This window comes from Bacillus sp. AG4(2022), assembly GCF_031844465.1.
GTDB lineage: Bacteria > Bacillota > Bacilli > Bacillales > Cytobacillaceae > Bacillus_AB > Bacillus_AB infantis.
Map to the genome: position 1 here is coordinate 143,668 of NZ_JAUZVH010000007.1, position 20,557 is coordinate 164,224.

Consider the following 20,557-nt stretch of genomic DNA (forward strand, 5'->3'; position numbering starts at 1 on the left):
GGGGTGCAGCTATTATAAACTATAGACTATAATCGATAATATTTTCTCTCGGGCCTTCCGACAATTCCATATTCCAGCTCAGCTTTTGCTTCATCGGAGGCTACCAGGTATTCCAGGTATCTGCGGGCAGTCGTCCTTGAAGCGCCCATTTCCTTTCCAAGTTCTTCTGCATTAACGCCTTGCTTCATACCGTCCAGGATTTCTTTCACTTTTTTTAAAGTGAGTGAATCGATTCCTTTGGGCATCTTTTCGGAAGCTATTACTGCCGCTGAACTGCTGCTTAAATAATGATCGATTGCTTCTTGCGTCAGTTCACTTTCCCGGCATTCGAGTAAATCTCTTTTTTTGTTCACTTTGCGGATTGCTTCCGTGAAACGTTCAAAGGTTACCGGCTTGATCATATAATCGATCACTCCGTATCTCAAGGACTCCTCTACCATCTGTTTTTCATTGGATGCGGTAATCATGATCACTTCAAGATTGGGAAAGCATTGTCTTATTTTAGGCAGTAGGCTGCTTCCAAGCTCGTCCGGCATATAGATATCCATAATCAGCAGATCTGCTTCCTTTTCCTCGAGCAGTTCCAGTGCTTCTGCAGCATTCAATGCTTTTCCAATACACTCGATGCCGTATAATTTTTCTATGAATTGCTCATGGATGGCAGCCACCCGGTAATCATCTTCTGCTATAATCGCTTTGATCATTCTTTCTCATCCTCTTATATTTTTGGCAGGAAAACAGTGAAAATCGTCCCCGCCTCTCCAGTCTTCATTTCAATCGTTCCATCCAGTTCCCCGACTGCCTGGCTGACGAGAGCAAGTCCATATCCCCTGCCGTCCTTTTCTTTTGTCGAGAAGCCTTTTTCAAAAATCCGCTGCTCATCCTCAGGCAAGATTCCTCCTCCATTATCTTCCACTTCAAAGACAATGTCATTACCGATATCTGTAGCAAAGAAAGAAATGCGCCTGTCCGCCATCCCTTCTGTCGCTTCTATGGCATTATCAATCAGATTGCCGATGATCGTAATCAAATGGGTAACCGTCATTCTTTCCGGCAGCGGTTCAACCGCCGAACTGTCATCAATCGTAAAGCTTACCTTCTTTTCAGAGGCTTTCGCCAATTTTCCCAGCAGGACTGCCTGCAGGCTGCTGTCCCTGATCTGCTCGAACAGAATGTGATTTTGCTGATCATGGGCACCTGATTCCTCCTGGATCATACGGACCGCTTCCTCATACTGACCCAGCTGCATCATGCCGGACAGCACATATAATTTATTTGTAAATTCATGCGTCTGGGCGCGAAGGTCCTCAGAATATTGCCTCACTTCTGATAAAGTATTAAGCATCTCATTAATTTCGGTTTTGTCCCTGAAGCTGGCGACCGCCCCAATAACCTCATCGTTCTCAACGATAGGCGTCCGGTTCACAACGACTGGTTTTTCCTCGAGGAGTACTTCCACATCTTTTTCGGGCACACCTGTTTCCAAAACCTTATTCATGCCCGTTCCCTTGATAACATCAGCGATTCTCTTATTTACTCCGTCTTCATTTAGAGCGAGAATCCGGCGGGCAGATGGATTCATCATCGTGATGACACCATAACGATTCACAGCAATGATCCCTTCTTTCACCGAATCAAGGATTGCACTCCTTTCATGGTATAAGGAGGCAATTTCATGCGGCTCCAGACCCATCATATCTTTCCGGATATCTCTAGCAAGCAGTGTCCCTCCTGCTACTCCAAGGAGAATGGCTCCAAAAGAGATGAGCCCGATTTTCTTCAGCCTGCTTAAAGCCTCCTCCTCGATATCATCCATCAGGAAACCTACTGATGCTATGCCTGCAATATCCCCATTGTCATCCACTATTGGCGCCTTCCCTCTAATTGAAGGTCCAAGCGTCCCAGTAGCTTTTGACACATATGCTTCTCCCTGTTCGAGGGCCCGCTCATTATCTTCACCAACCATCCGCCCGCCAATCTTGCCGGCATCCGGATGTGAATAGCGAATGCTGTCCGCATTTCCTATAACGATAAATTCAGCATCAATATCCTCCCTGATTCTCTCTGCCAGCGGCTGGATTTTTTCTGAGGGATTATCCTCTCCAAAAGCGTCCCTTACCCCAGGCATATGAGAAACCGCCAGCGCCACATAAAGGGCCTGCTTGCCCATACTTTCCTCTGTCTGTTCAAATTCTACATAAGCGTATAGCCCGGACAAAAGCACAATGACTCCCGCTATTAGCCATACAATCAATACGATAATCTTCGTGCGCATCGTAACCGCTTTCTTTTTTCTCATAAGCTGGCACCCCGAACTGTTTGTCTTCTATTATAATAGTCAATTTCAAATAGAGTGTCATATGTATTGGTGAAAACTGGACTCGCTTTATTTCGAGATTATCAAAATACTGTAATCTTCTTTTTTCCACCCACAGCCGGTAAGGGTATAATTTGACTGCTTTTTCCCTTTTTCTATATTAACAGACTTGCATTTTCTTTCTTCAATCATTCCCGCTCCAAAACCATCTCTTCGTGTATCAAGAATAGAAAGAATGACTTGCCCATCATATTCAAGATCATGAAGGATCGGGGCGCCTTCTTCTGTATAACTTACCACCCTGATGGTATCTTTACGCCCTTGCTGTACATGGACGATAAAGGAATTAAACCGGTCCAGGTTCTTGATGTCTCCGTGCATGGAGACAATATCATCTTCTGAAGGCTTGTAGTCTGGGAGTTTAGGTGCAGGTTCCTCCTGGGTTTGGCAGGCCAGGAGGATGAGAGAAACCAATATGTAAAGGGGGAAGAGTTTTTTCAAAAAGCAGCCCTCCAAATATATATTATCTCAGATTATACCATTTGAAAGCTTGTCTATTAAATGAAAAAAGCTCGACCCTGTCACCAGGATCAAGCCTCTTTCCTATTCTTCCTTCTCCACCCAGTTATCATCATCGTCTTTCTCATACTTTTTCTTCACCGCACTCCACGCCACCTTGAAGGCTGTTTCTTCTTCGTCGTATTCTTCACTTGCTGAGTTGAAGGCTTCTTTGAAGATTTCCTGGGCGTGATGCGGCAGATTGTCTTTGACGGAATCCGGCAGTTCGCTTAGTTTATCGTATGGCATAGTGATTCCTCCTCTTCTCTTGTCCTGTTAGGTATTTTTCCTGAATGGCATTTTCTTAAACACCAAAAGTTGAAATCATAGCAGGAACTGGAGGAGCGAATAAAACCATGGAATGACCAAAGAAGTAAGAATAGCCGAGAAACCCATGGCTGCGCTGGAGACTGCTCCCTGCACAGGGTCTTCTATTGCTGCCTGGCTTGTGCCGATCCCGTGGGCCACTGTTCCGATGCCAAGCCCTCTAGCGAAAGGATCGCTGATTCTTAGAAAAGATAGAATAACAGAGCCCATGACAGCCCCAAAGATACCGGCCGAGATGACGAACACAGCAGCAAGCGGCGGGTCACCTCCGATTATTCTGGCAGCTTCGATTGCGACCGGAGTCGTGATCGCTTTCACGGCAGAGGTCGCCTGGATTTTTTCCGGGAGACCAAGCACTTTTGCCAGCAGTACGGCCGATGTGATGGTCGATAAGGTTCCAGCTGTAAGACCGATGACAGCAGGCATTAATCTTTCCCTGATCACCCTCCGGTTATGATACAGAGGAACGGCAAGAGCGACAGTGGCAGGACCAAGCATGAAGGTCATGATATTTTTAGCCGGCGTGTATTCTTCATACGTAATCCCTCCGGCAAGCAGCAGAAGGATCATGATAAGTGTAGCTGTAAAAACAGGAGTGGCAAATGGGGAAAGCAGCCGGGCAGAAAGCGCCTTTGCCCCGATATAGACGATGATCGTCAAAAGGATGCTAATGAGTGTGATCCCGCTCACCCTTTTCCGCCCCCTTCCCTGAAAAATAAGCTGCCAGGCCGGAAGTTATGATTAGCCCGATGACGGTACTGCCGATAATCATTATGAGAAGCTGCCAGCCGCTCGTCCGAATCAGTCCCCCGTAACTCATCAGCCCGACAGCTATCGGGATAAAAAAGAAAGCCAGGTGCCGGTTTAGGAATGCTGCCCCCTTTTCGATCTGGCTTACCTTTACGGCACCGGTCAGCAGGAGGATGAATAAAATCATCATGCCAAGTACGCTTGCAGGAAGGGGCAGGTGAAGAATTTCAACGATAAAATCTGAAACGGCGTAAATCATCCACAGCAAAAAAAGCTGCCATAAAAAGATAAGTGCATTTTTCACCATTCTAACCTTTCCCCCACTAGATAATCTACTATCCATAATAGAGGAAAAAGTGCAAAATTGCTTAGATTTCTATTCTATACATTCAGCCGTCGGACGGCTTTCCTTCCATGGAGGATCAAGTAAAGGACTGCAGCAATCAAGACAATCACTGTTCCTATCATGTAAATATAGCTGTAGCCTGAATGGGCCGCAGCAGTTCCGAGGATAAAAGAGCCAATGGCAAAGCCTCCGTCAAAAAAGACAAAGAAAGTCGCGGTTGCCGTCCCCTTTCTGCCTGCGGGAGCCGATTCCACTGCAATGGTTTGAAAACACGACACCAGCGTGCCAAAACCGATGCCGACAAATGCTCCTGAAAGCAGGAGCTGGAAGCTTGATGATGCCTGACTCAGCATCCAGACGCCGATCCCAAAGAAGAGGATGCACGGATAAATCACTTTATTTTCCCCGAACTGATCAAACCATCTTCCGGTAAATGGGCGGGAAATCAATAGCGCTGCGGCATAAACGACAAAGAAATAGCTTGCTGCCTGGACGAGGTCCAGCTCTCTCGCATACACCGAGATGAAGGAAATGATGCTCGAATAGACAAAAGATAATGTAAAAGCAACGAATCCGATGGGCACTGTCTTACGTTCAAAGAAGTCCGACAGCTTCATCTTTTTCCCTGCTGCTGCCTGCTGGGTCTGCCTGTCTTGCTGTTCTTTCAGCTCCATCATCAATCCGCAGATAAGAGCAAGCAAGGAGCAGGCAATGCAAACCGCGAACAGTACGGTGTAACTGGCTGCTCCTATTATGGTCAGCCCGGCGAATGGTCCGATGACCATGGCAAGGTTCATGAAAGTGGCATAATAGCCCATCCCTTCCCCGCGGCGCGCAGCCGGAATAATGGCTGCAGCAATAGCTCCTGTTGCGGTGGTTGCCATACCAAAGCCCGCACCGTGGATGACCCGGATAATCAGCAGCACAAACGGTGATTTAACAAAAAGGTAAAGGATAGATCCAGCCAGGAAAATAGAGGCTCCGATGATCAAAATTTTCTTCGGGCCAAAGGTATCAAGCCATTTTCCAGAAAACGGCCTGAAAACTATCGCAGACAGAACAAATACCGTAATAACGAGCCCGATTGCCTGCCCTCCGCCCTGCAGTTCATCTGCTACATAAACCGGCAGTGTAACGGTCAGCATATAAAAAATTACAAATACAAAAAAACTGGCAAAGGAAATATTGATGAAATCCTTTGTCCAAAGCTGAGGTTTTTCCAACTGTTTCACATCTTTCTCCTGATATATGGATATATTTAACGCGGGAAAAGCTCCCCAAGTGATCTGAGGAGCTTTTCCCTATATTATAGGATATTTTCCTGTCTTTTATTAGAATGGGAACTCACGATAAGTTTTTTGGACAGATACCCATTTGGTTGTTGTAAATTCTTCAATGAGCCAAGGATTGCCGAAACGGCCGACACCTGAAGCTTTATTGCCGCCGAATGGAATATCCGGTTGCGCATTAACAGTCTGATCGTTGATATGAGTCACACCGCTGTCAATCTGCAGTGCATATTGCTGCGCTTTTTCAAGATCCTGCGTAAAGATGGATGATGACAGTCCATACTCTGTTTCAGAGGCAATCCTGATCGCTTCTTCATCACTTTCAACCGGAATGATGGTTGCGATTGGCGAAAAGACTTCAGTCTGAGCCAGGGCAGAATCATTTTTCACATCTTTGAAAACGTACGGAGTCAAGATGTTGCCAACTCTTTGTCCTTCAAGCGCAACTTTCTCGCCGTTTGCAATGGCGGCTTCAATGACTGCCTGAGCCTTCTGCAGCTGCCTATCGTTGATCAGCGGTCCAACGACAGTTGCAGGATCCTTTGGATTGCCATAAGGAAGTGCTTTTGCTCTGTCGACGAATTTATTTGTAAATTCTTCAGCAATATCCTTATGGACAATGATCCTGTTTGTGATCATGCAGATCTGGCCCTGGTGGACGAATTTTCCGAAGATAGCAGCATCAACAGCACGGTCAACATCTGCATCTGAAAGGACGATGAATGGATTGTTTCCGCCAAGCTCCAATGCCACTTTTTTCAGGTTCCTTCCGGCAATTTCCCCGACATGTCTTCCGACAGCGGTTGAGCCAGTGAATGAAATGAAGCGTGGAATTGGGTGTTCAAGCAGATAGTCGCCTGTCCCATCTGTTTTCGGATCTGTGAGCAGAAGGTTCAGGACCCCTGCCGGCAGGCCGGCTTCTTCAAAAGCTTTTGTCAGGATGACGCCGCCAGTGATGCCTGTTGCCACATCCGGCTTATGCACAACTGCATTACCAAGGGCAATGGCTGGCGCTATGGTCCTTACTGACAGGTTAAGCGGGAAGTTGAATGGCGAAATGGAGGTGATGACACCCACCGGCACGCGGTACACGTGGTTTTCCTTCCCTTCAATGGTTGCCGGAACCTGGTTCACGACATTTACTTCATCAGCAAATTTGATCGCTTCCTCCAGCTCCTCAAATGTGATCTGCAGGGCAATATTGGCCGCAAGAATGGTTCCGCCTGTTTCTGAAGTATAAATATCTATAATTTCTTCTTTATGTTCTTCAAGATAGGCAATTACTTTCCTTAAAACTTCTTTGCGTTCCCCGGGGGTTGTCTTTGCCCATTTCTTTTGTGCTTTTTCAGCTGTAAGCATAGCCTGATCAATGTCAGCCTCATTTACAGTTTTTACAGTATAAAGCCTGGAATCGTCATATGGATTCAATACATCGATTGTATTGGCGCCGCTTCCCTCCAGCCATTTACCGTTAATATATTGTTTGGTGTAATCCTTAAAATTGACCATAAATCTCTCCCTCTCCCTGAAACTTACTGCAAAGAAGATTCCTAGGTTGCTATAGCAACATTTAGGTTCACCTCATCAGCAGCACTAGAATCTTAACACATATAAAGTTGCTATAACAACTTATGTGCTTAGCTGGCTAACCTTTTTAAAACAGGAGTTTATACCCAGAAACTTAAGGAGGACACCGGCCGTAAATAAGCTATACCGAAACAAATGTCTGAGGAGGAAAGCATGAAGGGACGCAAACGAAGGTATTTATTATTATCAAGTATATTGAGCAGCTTTCTGATCATCTCTGCCTGCAGCCCTACGGAAGCTGATAAAGAAAAAACACAGGCTGCCCAGCAGGAGGAAGATAAATACGAAAAACTCGCAAAGGATCAGAATAAGGAGTCAGAGCTGGAGCCGATTGAATTGACTTCCTACAGCGAAGAGGTTGGGCTGAAACTGAAGGAACCGGCTTACAAGGAATTTACCGTCAATGAGAAGGCGGTTATCGAGGGGACGATCGAAAAATCAGCCAGCCTGAAATCTGACTTTGTCTGGATCAAAGTCCATGCAGCTGAAGAGGGTCCGGCAGGCACTGACCACGAATATTACACAAAAATTGAGGACGGAAAATTTAAGCAGGAGCTTCACTTCTTCAACGGTGAGGGAGAGTATCAGGTAAAGGTGCAGATTCCGAGTATGGATCAGGAAAACTATTATTATGATACTGCATCTTTCACGGTCCATAATGTGAATCCGCAGATCGTCCGCGATGTCACATATACCCCTTTCGGACAGGAGGATGAAATCAGCCTGGATCTTAAGTCCAGCTATGTTGAGGATAATGAGATCTTTAAGCTTGAGGGAAGCGCCGGCAGGCTTAGCGACAATGATACAATCATGATTAAACTGAATAAGGATGCTGATACCTGGACACATGTCCTGCCGGTTGAACAGGGCAAGTTCACCTACGATGTTCCCCTTCTATACGGAAAAGGTCTCCACGAGCTGGAAGTGCTTGTGCCTGACAACGAACGGGAGAACTATTACCAGACTGCCACAACGCTTCTGATCGACAATCAGTCAGACAGGACCATGAAGCCAATCGAGTTTTATGAAGCTTACAGGGAACGCGGTGTCACACTGGAGTCTCCGCAGTTTGGAGGAGAAGAGTCCGATGGTGAATATACGGTAAAAGGAAAAATAGATCCTGAAGCTGATTTCGGACCTGAAACCACGCACATCTATGTTTCTACCAAAATAGGCGAGGATGAAGCACTTGATGTCATTCCGGTAGAAAACTTTGAATTCGACGGCTCCTTCTACCTCCGCTTCGGGCCGGGCATTTATGAAGTAACGCTGAGTGTACCGGAAATCAAGGAAGAAAACAGTGACAGTTTCCGCTATTACGGCTTTGCTTCTTTTGAAGTGGAAGCAGAAAGCGAAGATCAGCGCGACCTTCTGCCATCAAGGGGTGTCGAGTCAGAAGCACCAGAAATCAAGAGTCTTGCCGGCAAACTGACAGAGGGAAAAAGCACTGAGAAGGAAAAAATCAAAGCCATCTATGAATATGTCGCCAAAAATGTTTCCTATGATGTCGACAAATATGAAAATAGTACATTCAGCTGGGATGACAGCGCCCTGAAAACGCTGGAAACGAAAACCGGCGTCTGCCAGGATTATGCCTACCTCTCCACCGCGCTATTGCGTGCCAGCGGGATTGAAGCAAGAATCATTGAGGGTACCGCGCGCGGCGGCTTCTGGCCATCCAACCATGCCTGGGTCGAAGCAAAAGCGAACGGCAGCTGGATCGTCATGGACCCGACCTGGGGAGCCGGCTATATTCAAGACGATCAATTCGTTGCCAAATATACCGATCAATACTTTGAGCCCAATCCGGCCGAATTTGAAAAGACCCATACAAGAAAAGGGGTCACCTACTAAAATATTTGGAGAGACAGAACCTTGGCGTACTGTCTCTTCTTTTTAAAAGGGTCATTTTCATATAGGGCGAAAGACCATAATATGGTAGTATGAAACTAGACAGAAGTGAAAATTCCGAAAAAACCAAATGTTAAATCTTTAAAAAGGGGGAGTTGCAAATGACAGGTTTGGTCACTGTAGTAATGATTTTTTCCATCCCGCTTGTCGCCATCGTCACAAGCCATTATCAATCACTTGCCAAAACAAAAGTAAAAATCATTGAAAAAGAGCTGGAACTGGAAAAATTGAAACATGAGAATTATTTGATAGAAACGCAGAAGATGAGGATTGAATTGGAGAAGATGAAGCTGGAGGGGCCTTTGGAGGTAAAGTAACACATCTGTATCCTGTGGCAGAGGAATTTATTCCTTCCCCTCTTTTCATTGAAAGAATGCTGCGGGAAGGAGTCTATTATCCATCTATGCTGAAGCCGGAGCTGAACAGTAAATTCACTTTGCCTTTCCACTCAAACAGGTCCTGAAGAGCTGCAGCAGGCTTCTTTTGCAGTAAACCATCACCAAACTGAGGATCTGGTTCCCTATTTGCCCAAAATAGATGTCCTGCAACCTTTTTATTGGGGCAGCATGACCGGTACCCGGTTCCCTATTGGGGGCTGCATCAGCTTCAGCATGCTCCACATTCAGTTTTCAGGCTGATACCTAATGCAAGCTATTATTTCAATGATTGATCAGCCAAGTATTGTTTCCGCTGAACTGCTGGCCCACCTTAAAAATGCTGTACAAACAAGACAGCTATCCATTTAGCTGTCTTGTTGACTTGGGTTATAAATCAGTTTTTTGTAAAGCGGGTAAAGGAAGGACAGAATTCAAATTTATTCTTTTGCTTGGTTTAACGCCATATAGCCAGCACCGATCACCCCTGCTTCTCCCCCAAACTCACAGATGCCAAGCTTTATTTTGCCTCTTAGATTAGCATATAATTTTTCCTTCATTTTATGGTTAATCTCATCTATCAGCCAGGGATTGCAGCAGATTACAGCTCCGCCAAGGACAATTGCCACTGGATCCATGAGCTGAACGATGGAGGCGACAGCACTGGAAAAATGCTCAATCCAATCATAGATCACTTTAACAGCCATCTTTTCCTTATCTTTAAATTTTTCAAACAGATATTCTGCGTCCGCACTTTCACCATATATTAGCTTACTCCTGGCATCAAGAGCCCTGCCGCTGCAAAGAGATTCCAGTGTCATTTCCTTGGTCCCCTTTTCTTCGCTTGCCTGGCCGATGATCATTCTGCCCGCTTCGCCTGCATATCCATTGTCCCCCCTGATCATTTGACCGTTATAGTAAACACTCATCCCAATGCCAGTGCTCACTGTCATGTAGATAGAATAGCTTTTTCCTGCAGCAGCACCCTGTTCGGCTTCCAGCAACCCTGCTGCGTTGACATCATTGTCAAAGTAAACCTCAAGCCCAGGAAAGCAGGATTGTATGTACTCAATTCTTATTCCGTCAAGAACAGGAATGTTGTCCGCATCTTTTATTACTTGTGTCTGTTCATTCCATGGGACAGGCAGGGCAATTCCAATTTTCTTAGCATTTTTCTGAGGATCGACCCTTTCAGCCATCCGGAAGATTTCACTAAACATGTCATCTGCCGTTTTAAAACTCCTGGTTACTGCCGTCTCCATACGGATCACCGACAGCTCTTTTCCGATAAGTCCAACTCGAATATTTGTAGCGCCTATATCTACACCAATTACGTATTCATTCATTTAGACATAGCTCCTTACCCAGCAACTCTATGTTTATTATTTATTTTTGAGGAATCGTTCAATAAAAACAGTTAAGACCTGCTTCCATGCTGACAGGCAGGAACGAAACTCCATTTGAGTATATATCCTTTGATGTCCACCAATCTTCTATTTTTCTTTGCTCCTGTCAATCTGAAACTAATTTTCTCATTCACAGTATCCAGGTGCAAATATAATATAGATTGCACTAATACTGCAACTTTAGTGGAAGCAGAAAGATTGACTCCAAATTTTTAGAACAGCATTACAAATGGGTCCTCAATGCATCAAATAGAAAAAAATAAGCGGAGATTTTCCAGCTAAATACAGAATAGAGCTCAATTCGAGGTAAATAAGGGGAGATTTTCCGGTTATGCAAAATAAAATACCACATTATTACGTTTTTGGAGCCAATAAGCGGAATTTCTCCGTTTATTTGAGCTGTTTTTTATAGAAATTTCTATTTAAGAGGAATTCTTCCGTCTATTAATTAGACTGGGTTCTTGACCTGATACCTTACCCGATAAGATCGAATCCTCTGAGTGCCAGATGCGGGGATCAGCATCTTTTTTTCGACCAGTTGGGAAAGTACCTTTTTTACTGTCTTGGCACTTAGTTTTAGATACTTCTCGACTTCTTTTGGAGATATGTCTTCTCCTTTTCGAATCACTAGCCGAAGCACTTCCTTTTCAAGAAAGGACAAAGAAGTTTGGTCCAGCTCATCACCCATCCATCTGCCTATCACTTGCTGAACAACCTGTTGGCATCTGCGGGGATTCTCTTTTACTTGATCAAAAGAAAAGCGGATGACGGTCCATCTATCAATCACCAGCTGGTTTTGACGTTCCAGGCTGTCGGAAAATTGCCATCTGCTGATGTTCTTTAGGTGAGGGCCATACCCGTCGACCTCTAAACAAACCTTGATGCCGGGACGGATATAAGCAAAATCCAAATACCTTTTCCCATCATTGGAATTATCAATTTCATATTCAGGGTGTAGATAATTAAACTGGTAAAATACTGGCCACCACACTTGCTTCAAAAACAGCATTTCAGCATGTTTGTGACCTTCTTCCAGGCGCCGCAGCCGCTCACCGGTTCTTGCCTGTAAGTGTGAATGTAAAAATGCCTGATATTCTTCTTCAAATCCCATATATCCCTCTCCTATCAATAAGAAAATGAACAGCATAGGCTTTAAAAGCTTCCAATGAATCATATCCATTCTTGATTCATTTGTTTTAATAGGACGATTTTTGAATGACTTTGGAAAATAATGAGTGGTAAATGTAGTGAAAAAAAGAGGATTGGAAACAGGCAAACAGAATTGTGGAGCAGCAATGATAAAAGAATATTTCGATGATAACCCTTGGATAAACTAATTTTAGTGTATTAGATTTCTAACAATTGTCAATCAACTTATGCCATTCGACAATAATTCTTATCTAACATCTCCTAACCTTAAGAGAGATATGGGTTAAAACCTCACCTACTTATTATAGGCTCCAATTCATCTTGAGAAGGCACAAAACAAAAAAAGCGGGGCATCCATCCTGGATACCCTGCTCATAAACTTAGCTACTTGCTACTGAACATCATTACGCCCACCACATATCCCCAGGTGTTTCCCGGATCAGAACTTCATTCAGGTTCTTCACTGCGCGTGCAAACCCTTCATCAATCGACATCAGCGGATCTTCATGCTCGATGCTGACAACATAGTCATAGCCATACAGCCTCAGGGCGCTCATCATATCGCTCCATTCCTGGATGCTGTGGCCGCATCCGACGCTGCGGAACGTCCAGGCGCGTGTCTGAACTTCCCCATATGGCTGCATGTCTGTCAGTCCATACATATTGACATTATCCTGATCAATATAGGTGTCCTTGGCATGGAAATGATGAATGGCACCGGCTTTCCCGAGAATCTTAATCGCTGCGACCGGATCGATTCCCTGCCACCACAAGTGGCTTGGATCAAGATTCGCCCCGATGGCCGGGCTTGTTTCCTCGCGAAGCTTCAGCATGGTGTAAGGTGTGTGGACAAGGAAGCCGCCATGCAGCTCCAGTCCAATTTTAACATTATGCTCTTCTGCTAAAGTGCCGATTTCCTTCCAATATGGTATTAGCTTGTTTTCCCATTGCCATTTCAGGACATCCCCATATTCAGCCGGCCAAGGTACAACTGGCCAGTTTGGCTGTTTTGCTTCTTCACTGTCGCCTGCTGTGCCGGAAAAGGCATTGACGACTGGTACACCGAGGAGTGAAGCAAGCTTGATGGTTTTACGGAGTACCTCATCAGATTCTTCAGCAAAAGCTTTATCAGGGGAAATCGGATTCCCGTGGCAGCTGAATGCGCTGATTGTCAGCCCTCTTGATGTTACTGCTTCCAGGTAAGCTTTTCTTTTTGCCTCATCCTCAAGCAATTCGTCCAATGGGCAATGTGCATTTCCAGGATAGCAGCCTGTGCCGATTTCAACAGCGTCAAGACCTGCTCCTTTTACATGATCGAGCATTTCTTCGAAAGATTTTTGTGAAAATAAGACTGCAAAAACACCGAGCTTCATTCTGCCAGGACCCCCTTCTTAAGAGGAACAATCTGCTTAGTTTTCTGTGATTCGATTGCAGCAAGGATGATTTCAAGGCTCTTTAAGCCTTCTTCTCCGCTGATCAGCGGCTCCTTGTCTTCTGCTACACTTTTAACAAAATGATTAATCACATGGGAAGTTGTCTGTCCGCCTTCCTCATTTGTCTGGATTTTGTCCAGCTTATGCTGAACCGAACTGCCGTCACGGTAAACCTCTATCAGGGAGTATTCCGGATCTGCTTCAAGATGGAGGGTCCCTTTTTCCCCGTAGATGACAGTGGAGTTGTCGCTTCCGCCCATATATGACCAGCTTGCTGCCAGTGTGCCGACTGCTCCTGACTCTGATCGGAGAACACAGACCGCATTATCGTCCACTTCTGTATTTTCCTTCGCGTTAGTCGCAATCAGCGCACCGACTTCTGTGAACTCCCCGAGCAGATAGCGCAATAAATCGGCTTTATGTACGCCAAGATCGCCCATGGCACCGATAAAAGCTTCTTTTTTATTAAAGAACCAGCTGTCAGCGCCATCCGCACTCCATCCTTCTGGGCCGGCATGCCCGAAAGTTGTTCTGAAGCTGAAAATCCTGCCCAGCTTACCGCTCTCAATAAGTTCCTTTGCTTTCTGATGCGCAGCAGTGAAGCGCTGGTTGTGGGCAATCATGAGTTTTTTTCCGTTTGCCCTTGCAGCCTCATTCATTGCTCCTGCTTCTTCCCTTGATGCAGCCATAGGCTTTTCACACAATACATGGCGGCCTGCATTCAGGGCTGCCAGCGTAACTTCTGCATGGAGGAAATTCGGCAGGCAAACACTGACCAGGTCGATTCCTTCCATTTCAATCGCTTCTTTATAATCGGTGAATGCCCTGGCCCCATATTTTGCAGCTGTCTCTTCTGCTCTTTCCAGGTTGCTGTCGCATACAGCAGCGATTTCTACCAATGGATTTGCGGCATATTCCGGCAGGTGGCGATATTGGGCAATGCTTCCGCAGCCGATAACAGCAGCTTTTAATGTAGTCATAAGGATCAAACTCCTTTAATGGATAATTGTTTTTTTAGGTACTTAATGCTGATTTCAATGCTTTCAAATGGCGTTAAGCGGGTTGCATCCTGTTCTACTACCCACCACTTTACTCCTGCTTCATCCCCAAGACTGAGGATTTCCTCCAGGTCGATGCTTCCCGTCCCAAGCTCCGCGAAGAACTGTTCTTCATCTTTTGTCATATCCTTCAGATGCACAAGCGGTGACCTGCCTTTATACCTTTTGATCCAGGCAGCCGGATCTTCCTTTGCTTTTGCCAGCCAGTAGACATCCAGTTCTGTTTGGAGCAGTTCAGGGTCGCTGTCATCAAAAATGGCCTCAAGCGCCATCCTCCCGTCACTCAATCTTTCAAGCTCGAAATCATGGTTATGGTAGCATAAGGTGATTCCTGCATCCTTCAGCTTCCGGCCTGCTTCGTTCAGCAGGGGAATGAGTGATTGATAGTTTTCCTCTGTCCGCTGATCGGGCATCAGAAATGGACATACTGCATATTGAACCCCAACCGTTTTAAGACCAGAAATCACGTTGTCCAGGTTGTCCTTAAGATCGGCCAGCGGGATGTGGGCTGATACCGGCGCAAGATTAAGGTCGTCAGTCAATTCCTTCACTTTTTCTGCACTCAGCCCTCCAAAACCTGCAAATTCCACCCCGTCAAAACCGAGTTCTGCCACTTTCTTCAGGGTTCCCGCAAAATCTTTCTCCGTTTCTTCACGAAGTGTATAGAGCTGTACTGCAATTGGTATTCCCGACATCTTGATCCCCTCGCTTCCGAATAATTTCAAAATAAACTATTTGATTCCATCATAAGTGACCATCAATTATTTGAACATTCATGATATGATTAAAACATGCACTATTTTGCTATTTTGAGTGAAGGGGGTCATTTTTTGAAAACGGATACATTATTTTGCGGCTATTCATACCATACACAGCCCTTTTATTCTCATCATAAGTCCGGCTACCCTTCCTACCTGATCCGTCTGCAGACAGAAGGAGCATGCGAAGCGATCGTCAGAGGCAATCGCAGAAAATTGGAAAAAGGCGACCTGCTTCTCATCAAGCCTGGGGATCATTATGAACTGATGGTCGACAGCCTTCTTCCTGATAAGGCTATTTTGAGCGGCGACTATCATCTTATCTGTGAGGGTAAATGGATTGAATATTGGTGGAAGAGATCTAATAAACCGGATGTGGCACGGATTGATGCAGATGAGCGGCTGCTTTCCCTCTGGAGACATCTGATCATTGAATTAAGGCGTCCTTCGAAGGAAGAGTTTAATGAACTGTCCGACTATCTTCTCCGCTCACTCTGCATCTTGCTTGAAAGATCACTGAAGGAATCGTCTCTTTCTGCCCACAGGCCATATGCAGTCACAAGAATGCTCAGGTTCATTGAGGAGCATGCGCTTTCATCTTTTAAAGTAGAAGAAGCAGCTGCCCATGCCGGATTGAGCGTTTCGCGTGCTGTGCATCTCTTCAAGGAAAGCACGGGGAAAACGATCATGGAATATGCAATGGAAATCAGGCTCGCGGCTGCTGAGGAAAGGATGAAATATACCACCATGACACTGGAGCAGATTGCGGAAGAGTGCGGGTTTGGCACCTACCCCTATTTTCACCGGGTGTTTAGCAAAATGCATGGCAGGGCACCGGGGGTTTACCGGCGGATGGAATATGGAGGGATGGGGAGCGTGAAGAGCTGAGGGTTCTGGATGGGAGGTATTGTTGGTGGTATGAGGCACTCTGCAGGGGCTCTAGTGGTGTAGAGTGCCTCTTGTCACTGATATGAAGAACTCTGCACCTATAATTCCAGACTTAGAGTGACTCATGCCGCTGATATGAAGCACTCTGCACTATACATCCAGACTTAGAGTGACTCATGTGGCTGATATGAAGCACTCTGCACTATACATCCAGACTTAGAGTGACTCATGTGGCTGATATGAAGCACTCTACCACTATACTTCCAGATTAGAGTGACTCATGCCGCTGATATGAAGCACTCTGCACTATACATCCAGACTTAGAGTGACTCATGTGACTGATATGAAGCACTCTGCACCTATAATTCCCGACTTAAAGTGACTCATGTTGCAATATAAAGCACACACCTGAACAGGTGGTCCAAAAGTTTATCATTTCCTCAGAAAGACAAATTTACTATCCCTCGACACACCAAAAAGGCGCATGCTCTTCACGCGCCCTTCTACAAATTATGCAATCTCATGAAAAGTAATTTCAGGCCGGCTGCCGATGCGGATATTAACCCCTGTCTGCCCCAGCCCCTCGCTGATATAGAAAGGCATGCCGTTATGATAGTGCAAGCCTTTGACCATATTCATGCGCACCAGCTTTCCCATCTTAGCCAGATGATACGGTTTGGGCCAGTGAATCTGGCCGCCGTGGAAGTGGCCGGATAAAAGATAATCATATTTATAGTCCTTCATCTCAAGGACAACATTTGGATCATGCGTAAGCACCAGATTATACCCATCAGACACTCCTAAATATGATTTAGCCACATCATGATGCTTGGTACTGTAATTATCAATTCCAATTATATTTAACTTTTCTCCATTAATATCAATGACCGAATGCTCATTCTGCAGTGTCCTGCACCCGTTTTCCTCAAGGATCTTTTTTAAGGCTGCAAAATTCTTTCCCTTCAGGACATAATCATGATTGCCAAAAACAGCGTACATGCCATATCGCGGTTCGAGTTTATTAAGCATTTGCAGGTAAGGGGCCAGTTTCGGCAAACTCCTTTTTCGGTCCATGAAATCCCCTGTCAGGGCAATAAGGTCGATATCCTTTCCGGCTATTCTCTCATAAAGTTCCTTTGGGCTGATTGAGATATTCTCCAAATGCAGATCAGACAAATGAAGAATCTTTATCTTATTGCCGGCAAGCACAATATCTGGCCGTTCGACTGATACTGTCCTGACAGCTATTTTACTTGTATTTTTATTTGCTTTAAACAGTGAATAGACAAGGTAGACAGAAATAATCAAGAAAAAATATAATGGCATTCGCACATCTCCTCCTACTTAACCAGTATAAGTGTCTCATTCCCTAAGTCCTAGTGGGAGTTGAAGGAAGTCTTCAAAAAAACTATGACTCTTTTACAAAAAAGATAGTACAATATACTTTCTGGTAAATGAGAAGGAGTGTTTCTATGAGATTGCTTGGCATTATAATTGGAATCATCGCTGCTGATAACCTGTTCCATCTGATTGACGCCTTTGCTTATGGCCTAAAGGCCGAAACCAGCATGGAACGGATTGGGGCTGTATTTTTTGGCGTCTGTGTACTGGGCATACTGATGCTCATCTTCCACCGCCTGTTTACTGCTGCCTTTTTCAATGGATTCACAGCAGCAACAGGTTTGTTCCTGAGCTTCGACATCGCCGTATTCCACTGGATCTTCCAGCTCCACCGGATCACCAACGGGCCTGAAGCCAACTGGCTGGAACCGCTGTTTGTTATTGGGGGATCTTTTTTGGTTTGGTATGGGATTAAGCGAGAACGGATGGGTGTTAGGGAAGCTTAAAAAGGCCTTGCTCATTAGTTATACTCGGTCTTTCCTAAACAGCCATCCTTATTTTCCCCTACCGAAAAAGCACCAAGTTTGCTAAGATAAAAAGATAAAAATTAACTTGCGGGTGAATTACATGACTGAAACAACCGAACTAAAAGGATTTGACACAAGTATTGTGTATGACTACAAGGATTATCCTGACGAAAAAAGCGGGAGATGCGATAATTGCGATAATACCTTGTTCAAAAGCTCGGTGAAGGATTTTATTTTTCTCCGTGAATGCCGGAAATGCGGAATGAAGAAAAGTATATAAAGCTGTTGTAGGAGGCGCAAATTTTGCGTCTCTTTTATTTTTCGATGAAAGAAAAAACGCTCTATTTACCTGTATATTATTGTTTACATCTCTTTGATCCCCGACTCATATACTGGACTAGCACAATCTTTAAGGAGTGAACGTCTGATATGAAAATAAAAACACTAAAAAGGCTGGTGGTTTTGTTGGGGATCCTCTTCATCTTTCTACTGCTCGGCTCTGTTTCTGCCATCATTTATGCCAACTATTATGTCAATGACGGCGAAGTGACTGTGTCACAGGAGCTTTTCCCGGAGAATGAGCCGAAAAGAGTGCTTGCTCTGTTTGCACACCCTGACGATGAAATTATGGTCAGCGGAACCTTTTCTAAGCTGGGGAAACAGAAGGATGCATTTACTGCACTCACGGTATTCACCAGGGGCGAAGCAGGTCCTGACGGAGGGGTTGTCCCAAGGGATAAGCTTGGGGCTGAACGCACAAAGGAAGTGAAGAAATCTGCTGAAATTATTGGCGTGGACCGTCTGGAGATTTTTGACTTTCCAGATGGAGGCTTAGAAGAAGTGAATGGTGAGGAGATTAAACAGGTTATCAGAGACTTGATTACAGAGATTAAGCCGACAGCATTGATTTCTTATGATGATGAAATTGGCTTATACGGCCATCCAGACCATGTGGTTACAGGCCAGCTGGTGCGGGAAGTGGCAAAGGAAGAGCTTTCCAAGGGGAATTCTTCTGTTAAAAGGCATTATATGGTTACTCTGCCGAAGCCGATGATTGAAGTGGCCCTTAAGCTCTCTCCAACTTTCAAGGAGAAGTATCCCAAGGATACCAGCAAGGGTCTTCCAGAGCCCGATATCGCTTTCCCGATGGCAACTGAAGCTGCTTCACGAAAAAAAGTCCTCCTCGCCCACCGGACCCAAAAAGAAGTGATTTCAAGTGTGCAGCCGTATTATGATAAAATTCCTGCATCCATCTATTACCGCATTTTTGACCGGGAGTATTTTCACCTGGCTGAATCAGCTGATCGGGAATGAAAATCATAGTGAAATGCCAACCTATATAAGGATCAATATGGAGAGGCGGTGATAGCAGTGGCAAAAAAGGGCATCCAAAATTCAAGCATTGAACAAATCCAAAAAGACCATGAAACGGAGTCTGCTTTCCAGAAGAACGACGCCAAAAAGAATCAGGGGCGGAAATGATTTAAGTTATAGGTTCAATAGAATGGCAGGAAATAAAGCTCAGCTATGATTCGTAATAGTGGTTCCAGCAGGCTCTGCTGGAACCACTATTTCAGCAAATAGCGGTCCTAGCCAGCACCGCTGGAACCACTATTTCACCCAAGATCAAAAATAGCGGTCCTAGCCAGCACCGCTGCAACCACTATTTCAGCCAAAATCAAAAATAGCGGTCTTAGCCAGCCTCGCTGCAACCACTATTTCAGCTAAGATCCCAAATAGCGGTCCTAGCCAGCACCGCTGCAACCACTATTTCACCTAAGATCAATAATAGCGGTCCTAGCCAGCCTCGCTGCAACCACTATTTCAGCAAAAACAAAAATAGCGGTCCTAGCCAGCACCGCTGGAACTACTATCTCACCTAAGATCAAAAATAGCGGTCCTAGCCAGCACCGCTGGAACTACTATCTCACCTAAGATCAAAAATAGCGGTCCTAGCCAGCCTCGCTGCAACCACTATGTCAGCAACACCAAAATAGCGGTCCCAGCCAGCTCTGCTCGAAGCGCTATTTCTGAAAAAGTTCCCAGTCCGCTTTCTATCTCAAAGAAATACCCTGTAAAGTGCTATTTCTTCTGATCACTCTTCCTTTGACTTTGCGGTACCGCTGTATCAAGCGCTCCTGTTTCAAAGTCATATTCCTTGGATATTCCGGCAAATCTTCCAAGATCGTTTGTACGGTCTTCACCCTTTTGATTTTTAGCCATGAGGCTCACCTCCTCCACTGTAATTTCCCCTTTCCTGATTCCAATTATGTACATTCCCGCTAGCCAAATAATCTGTCTTGAATTTACTTATACTATGGATGAAAGGAGGCGGAACGATTGAAAAATAATAAGAAAAACCAACCTGATACAACACAGATTGCCGCCAGATACTTCAATGCATCCGATTATGAAGGGAACTCCCAGCTGGGGCAGGGTCTCGCTGAAACCCATGAACAAGTCGGGGATGATTATAATGAGGGAACTGTGGATCAGCTGAAGGAATAGGCAATGAAGCTGCTTGCCTGCGCAAGCAGC

Annotated in this window: 22 protein-coding genes and 1 pseudogene; 8 read left to right on the plus strand and 15 right to left on the minus strand. The window is 45.2% G+C overall.

Translation table 11 applies throughout. The features are described from left to right. Positions 1–26: 26 nt before the first annotated feature. The 8 genes from Q9R36_RS19035 to Q9R36_RS19070 all read right to left on the minus strand — a co-directional run bounded on the left by Q9R36_RS19035 (position 27) and on the right by Q9R36_RS19070 (position 7,096). On the minus strand, positions 27–704 hold the full coding sequence (locus Q9R36_RS19035) for a response regulator (protein WP_094767739.1): 678 nt from the start codon (positions 702–704) through the stop codon (positions 27–29). Positions 705–718: 14 nt separating this feature from the next. Continuing rightward, entirely contained in the window at positions 719–2,299 is a 1,581-nt protein-coding gene (locus Q9R36_RS19040; protein ID WP_311225722.1) for an ATP-binding protein, read from the minus strand. Positions 2,300–2,386: 87 nt separating this feature from the next. Further along, positions 2,387–2,818: a DUF4362 domain-containing protein gene (locus Q9R36_RS19045; protein WP_311225723.1), complete on the minus strand. Its 432-nt coding sequence runs from the start codon at positions 2,816–2,818 to the stop codon at positions 2,387–2,389. A 102-nt stretch (positions 2,819–2,920) separates the two neighbouring features. Then, positions 2,921–3,124: a ChaB family protein gene (locus Q9R36_RS19050; protein WP_009793247.1), complete on the minus strand. Its 204-nt coding sequence runs from the start codon at positions 3,122–3,124 to the stop codon at positions 2,921–2,923. A 75-nt stretch (positions 3,125–3,199) separates the two neighbouring features. Further along, positions 3,200–3,892, minus strand: coding sequence for an LrgB family protein (locus Q9R36_RS19055; RefSeq protein ID WP_311225724.1), 693 nt, complete (start codon positions 3,890–3,892; stop codon positions 3,200–3,202). Then, positions 3,870–4,259 carry a CidA/LrgA family protein gene (locus tag Q9R36_RS19060; protein ID WP_009793245.1) on the minus strand — a complete coding sequence of 130 codons (390 nt, stop codon included), beginning with the start codon at positions 4,257–4,259 and terminating at the stop codon, positions 3,870–3,872. The genes Q9R36_RS19055 and Q9R36_RS19060 overlap by 23 nt, the downstream gene beginning before the upstream one ends. A gap of 74 nt (positions 4,260–4,333) precedes the next feature. Then, positions 4,334–5,521 carry an MFS transporter gene (locus tag Q9R36_RS19065; protein ID WP_311225779.1) on the minus strand — a complete coding sequence of 396 codons (1,188 nt, stop codon included), beginning with the start codon at positions 5,519–5,521 and terminating at the stop codon, positions 4,334–4,336. Between the two features lie 108 nt (positions 5,522–5,629). Continuing rightward, the gene (locus tag Q9R36_RS19070; protein ID WP_311225725.1) at positions 5,630–7,096 is read right to left on the minus strand and encodes an aldehyde dehydrogenase family protein; all 1,467 of its coding nucleotides are present in this window, start codon (positions 7,094–7,096) and stop codon (positions 5,630–5,632) included. Between the two features lie 231 nt (positions 7,097–7,327). Here Q9R36_RS19070 and Q9R36_RS19075 point away from each other — a divergent pair, with 231 nt between their 5' ends. Next, the gene (locus tag Q9R36_RS19075; protein WP_311225726.1) at positions 7,328–9,028 is read left to right on the plus strand and encodes a transglutaminase domain-containing protein; all 1,701 of its coding nucleotides are present in this window, start codon (positions 7,328–7,330) and stop codon (positions 9,026–9,028) included. Between the two features lie 158 nt (positions 9,029–9,186). Next, entirely contained in the window at positions 9,187–9,402 is a 216-nt protein-coding gene (locus Q9R36_RS19080) for a hypothetical protein (protein WP_022544013.1), read from the plus strand. Between the two features lie 497 nt (positions 9,403–9,899). On the opposite strand, the gene Q9R36_RS19085 is transcribed toward Q9R36_RS19080, so the two are convergent. From Q9R36_RS19085 to Q9R36_RS19105, 5 genes are all read right to left on the minus strand, one after another. Then, positions 9,900–10,805 (minus strand): ROK family protein, encoded by a 906-nt coding sequence (locus tag Q9R36_RS19085; protein WP_129612610.1) that lies wholly within the window; start codon positions 10,803–10,805, stop codon positions 9,900–9,902. A gap of 508 nt (positions 10,806–11,313) precedes the next feature. Continuing rightward, positions 11,314–11,976, minus strand: a complete 663-nt coding sequence (locus Q9R36_RS19090) for a BlaI/MecI/CopY family transcriptional regulator (RefSeq protein ID WP_165352590.1) — start codon at positions 11,974–11,976, stop codon at positions 11,314–11,316. A 442-nt stretch (positions 11,977–12,418) separates the two neighbouring features. Continuing rightward, positions 12,419–13,387, minus strand: a complete 969-nt coding sequence (locus Q9R36_RS19095) for a sugar phosphate isomerase/epimerase family protein (protein ID WP_129612608.1) — start codon at positions 13,385–13,387, stop codon at positions 12,419–12,421. Further along, entirely contained in the window at positions 13,384–14,427 is a 1,044-nt protein-coding gene (locus Q9R36_RS19100; protein ID WP_311225727.1) for a Gfo/Idh/MocA family protein, read from the minus strand. Before Q9R36_RS19100 ends, Q9R36_RS19095 begins: the two co-directional genes overlap by 4 nt. Positions 14,428–14,432: 5 nt before the next feature. After that, positions 14,433–15,200 (minus strand): sugar phosphate isomerase/epimerase family protein, encoded by a 768-nt coding sequence (locus Q9R36_RS19105; protein ID WP_311225728.1) that lies wholly within the window; start codon positions 15,198–15,200, stop codon positions 14,433–14,435. 135 nt (positions 15,201–15,335) lie between these two features. On the opposite strand from Q9R36_RS19105, the gene Q9R36_RS19110 reads away from it, so the two are divergent. Further along, the gene (locus Q9R36_RS19110; protein ID WP_396137124.1) at positions 15,336–16,151 is read left to right on the plus strand and encodes a helix-turn-helix domain-containing protein; all 816 of its coding nucleotides are present in this window, start codon (positions 15,336–15,338) and stop codon (positions 16,149–16,151) included. A 510-nt stretch (positions 16,152–16,661) separates the two neighbouring features. Here the strand turns inward: Q9R36_RS19110 and Q9R36_RS19115 are convergent. Beyond that, complete coding sequence (locus Q9R36_RS19115; protein ID WP_311225730.1) at positions 16,662–17,477, minus strand: metallophosphoesterase; 816 nt, start codon at positions 17,475–17,477, stop codon at positions 16,662–16,664. Between the two features lie 146 nt (positions 17,478–17,623). On the opposite strand from Q9R36_RS19115, the gene Q9R36_RS19120 reads away from it, so the two are divergent. The 4 genes from Q9R36_RS19120 (at position 17,624) to Q9R36_RS19135 (ending at position 19,501) form a co-directional block, all read left to right on the plus strand. Then, on the plus strand, positions 17,624–17,998 hold the full coding sequence (locus Q9R36_RS19120) for a hypothetical protein (protein WP_101548274.1): 375 nt from the start codon (positions 17,624–17,626) through the stop codon (positions 17,996–17,998). Positions 17,999–18,119: 121 nt separating this feature from the next. Further along, entirely contained in the window at positions 18,120–18,299 is a 180-nt protein-coding gene (locus Q9R36_RS19125; RefSeq protein WP_009793231.1) for a DUF8096 family protein, read from the plus strand. 149 nt (positions 18,300–18,448) lie between these two features. After that, positions 18,449–19,333, plus strand: a complete 885-nt coding sequence (locus Q9R36_RS19130) for a PIG-L deacetylase family protein (protein ID WP_224950702.1) — start codon at positions 18,449–18,451, stop codon at positions 19,331–19,333. 57 nt (positions 19,334–19,390) lie between these two features. Then, positions 19,391–19,501: a hypothetical protein gene (locus Q9R36_RS19135; protein WP_022544017.1), complete on the plus strand. Its 111-nt coding sequence runs from the start codon at positions 19,391–19,393 to the stop codon at positions 19,499–19,501. Between the two features lie 600 nt (positions 19,502–20,101). Here the strand turns inward: Q9R36_RS19135 and Q9R36_RS19140 are convergent. Further along, positions 20,102–20,242, minus strand: a complete 141-nt coding sequence (locus Q9R36_RS19140; RefSeq protein WP_022544018.1) for a hypothetical protein — start codon at positions 20,240–20,242, stop codon at positions 20,102–20,104. A gap of 111 nt (positions 20,243–20,353) precedes the next feature. On the opposite strand from Q9R36_RS19140, the pseudogene Q9R36_RS19145 reads away from it, so the two are divergent. Beyond that, a pseudogene (locus tag Q9R36_RS19145) lies at positions 20,354–20,527 on the plus strand (YozQ family protein); the annotation flags it as partial. Positions 20,528–20,557 lie beyond the last annotated feature (30 nt).

Excerpts from the sequence above, each read along its gene's own strand:
- Q9R36_RS19035 (WP_094767739.1), bottom strand. The coding sequence starts at position 704 with ATGATCAAAGCGATTATAGCAGAAGATGATTACCGGGTGGCTGCCATC.
- Q9R36_RS19040 (WP_311225722.1), bottom strand. The coding sequence starts at position 2,299 with ATGAGAAAAAAGAAAGCGGTTACGATGCGCACGAAGATTATCGTATTG.
- Q9R36_RS19050 (WP_009793247.1), bottom strand. The coding sequence starts at position 3,124 with ATGCCATACGATAAACTAAGCGAACTGCCGGATTCCGTCAAAGACAAT.
- Q9R36_RS19060 (WP_009793245.1), bottom strand. The coding sequence starts at position 4,259 with ATGGTGAAAAATGCACTTATCTTTTTATGGCAGCTTTTTTTGCTGTGG.
- Q9R36_RS19070 (WP_311225725.1), bottom strand. The coding sequence starts at position 7,096 with ATGGTCAATTTTAAGGATTACACCAAACAATATATTAACGGTAAATGG.
- Q9R36_RS19075 (WP_311225726.1), top strand. The coding sequence starts at position 7,328 with ATGAAGGGACGCAAACGAAGGTATTTATTATTATCAAGTATATTGAGC.
- Q9R36_RS19080 (WP_022544013.1), top strand. The coding sequence starts at position 9,187 with ATGACAGGTTTGGTCACTGTAGTAATGATTTTTTCCATCCCGCTTGTC.
- Q9R36_RS19085 (WP_129612610.1), bottom strand. The coding sequence starts at position 10,805 with ATGAATGAATACGTAATTGGTGTAGATATAGGCGCTACAAATATTCGA.
- Q9R36_RS19090 (WP_165352590.1), bottom strand. The coding sequence starts at position 11,976 with ATGGGATTTGAAGAAGAATATCAGGCATTTTTACATTCACACTTACAG.
- Q9R36_RS19095 (WP_129612608.1), bottom strand. The coding sequence starts at position 13,387 with ATGAAGCTCGGTGTTTTTGCAGTCTTATTTTCACAAAAATCTTTCGAA.
- Q9R36_RS19100 (WP_311225727.1), bottom strand. The coding sequence starts at position 14,427 with ATGACTACATTAAAAGCTGCTGTTATCGGCTGCGGAAGCATTGCCCAA.
- Q9R36_RS19105 (WP_311225728.1), bottom strand. The coding sequence starts at position 15,200 with ATGTCGGGAATACCAATTGCAGTACAGCTCTATACACTTCGTGAAGAA.
- Q9R36_RS19115 (WP_311225730.1), bottom strand. The coding sequence starts at position 17,477 with ATGCCATTATATTTTTTCTTGATTATTTCTGTCTACCTTGTCTATTCA.
- Q9R36_RS19120 (WP_101548274.1), top strand. The coding sequence starts at position 17,624 with ATGAGATTGCTTGGCATTATAATTGGAATCATCGCTGCTGATAACCTG.
- Q9R36_RS19125 (WP_009793231.1), top strand. The coding sequence starts at position 18,120 with ATGACTGAAACAACCGAACTAAAAGGATTTGACACAAGTATTGTGTAT.
- Q9R36_RS19130 (WP_224950702.1), top strand. The coding sequence starts at position 18,449 with ATGAAAATAAAAACACTAAAAAGGCTGGTGGTTTTGTTGGGGATCCTC.
- Q9R36_RS19140 (WP_022544018.1), bottom strand. The coding sequence starts at position 20,242 with ATGGCTAAAAATCAAAAGGGTGAAGACCGTACAAACGATCTTGGAAGA.